This is a genomic window from Scandinavium lactucae (assembly GCF_033843265.1).
In the GTDB taxonomy this organism is placed as follows: Bacteria; Pseudomonadota; Gammaproteobacteria; order Enterobacterales; family Enterobacteriaceae; genus Scandinavium; species Scandinavium lactucae.
Genome location: NZ_JAWXRD010000018.1, coordinates 1 through 1,726, shown reverse-complemented (window position 1 = coordinate 1,726; position 1,726 = coordinate 1). Strand labels below are relative to the sequence as shown.

General features: G+C 65.9%; 1 pseudogene. It reads right to left on the bottom strand.

The features are described 5' to 3' along the window. A pseudogene (locus SIK69_RS07990) lies at nt 1-1,726 on the bottom strand (RHS repeat-associated core domain-containing protein); the annotation flags it as partial.

Sequence of the window (1,726 nt, the reverse complement as noted above, 5' to 3'; positions counted from 1 at the left end):
GCTGTTGCTGGCTGATGAGTTGTTCCGCCGCCAGTACCGAACGGATATTCAGGTCCGCGTCGTACTCAAACCGCTCGTCCGGGAACGCTGTCCCGCCCGGCATCGCCCGGGTTATCTGGTCGTTCTGGTCGTAACTGAACTGCGCGTTGCCCCACAGGCCATCCTCCATGCGCCGTACATTATACGCCCCGTCATACGCCCAGCGCCGGGTCACCACGCTGCCGCTCATCTCACTCCCGTCCCCGCCCAGCAGATGCCTGAACTGCGCCGAGTCCCGGCCTGCCGCCTGCACTTCCAGCCTCCCCGTCGGGGTATAGCCCTGCGCCTGAATAAAACCCGCCCGGCTCTGGCGCAGATGCTCCCGGCCCGCCGCGTCGTAGCTCAGCGACAGCGGGGTAAAATCCCCTACCTGCAGGGCGCTTATCCGTCCCCCCGCATCGTATTCGTAACCTGACCTCAGCCCGCCGTATGTCCGCGACAGGGCACGCTGTGCCCGGGCATCCCACTGCTGCGTCACCGCCTGCCCGTTGAGCCGCTCACACACCTGACGCCCGGCTGCGTCATATTCAAACTCCACCCGTGCGTCGTCGTTCTGCGCCCGTATCATCCGCCCCTGCCGGTCATACCCGTACTGCGTGACCGCCAGCAGCGTGGACTGTGTGTCGCCGCCCTGCCACACCTCCTGGCGTATCAGCTCATCGCGCAGGGAATAGTGCCAGCGGACAATCCGCTTGTCGGGATGCCAGGCCCCCGTGCGCCGGCCCGCGGCGTCGTACTCATACCGCACGCTGCGGCCGGTGAAGTCCGTCTCACGGACAACCTGCCCGGCCGCATCGCGCTCAAGCCTGTAGGTTTCCCCGCCCGCGCAGGTCACCGCAATCAGCCGCGTCAGCGAGTCATACGCAAAGCGCAGGGCCTTCCCGTCCGGGCGGGTCAGCCCCAGCAGCAGGTCGAACGCCCCGTACCGGTAGCGGGTGGTTTTCCCCTCACCGTCGGTGAAACTCGCCCGGCGTTTTTCACCGTCGTAGCCGGGTCGCTGCGTGACGCCGTCCGGCAGACTCACCTGCGTCAGGCTGCCCTCCACGCCGGCATGCGTCTCAGAATGGGTATACCGGGTGAGATGCCCCTGCGGGTCCGTGACGCGCAGCACCCGCCCGAACAGGTCCTGTTCAAGCCGGGTGACGGCCTTATCGGGCCCGGTCAGGGTGGTCAGCTGATGCCGGGCATTGTAGCCATAATGCCACGCCGCACCGTCGGGCTGATGCTCACTCAGGCACTGCCCCTGCGCGTTATAGTCCCTGACGGTCACCTGCCCCTGCGGGTCGGTCCGGCTGACCTGTCGCCCCTGGTCATTCCACGCAAACTGCCAGCATTGTCCGTCGGGCTGCGTGAGCTTTATCACCTGACCGGCGTCGTTGTAGTCATACCGCACCGTGTCGCCCGCGGCGTTACTGACCTGTATCACCTGGCCATAAGCGTTGTAGCGGTAGCGGGTCTCACGCCCCAGCGCGTCGGTCTCACGCACTTTATTGCCATGGTCCCACAGCGTCTGCGTCACCCGTCCCAGCGGGTCGGTGACCCGGGTCACCCGCCCTGCCGGATTGTATTCGTAAACCGAACGACCGCCTTCGCCGTCGATATAGGTGGTCCGGCGGTGGCGTTCGTCATAGATAAAACGGTCACAGAAATAGCCGCCTTCCCCCTGAACGGCGGTCACCCGGCCCGC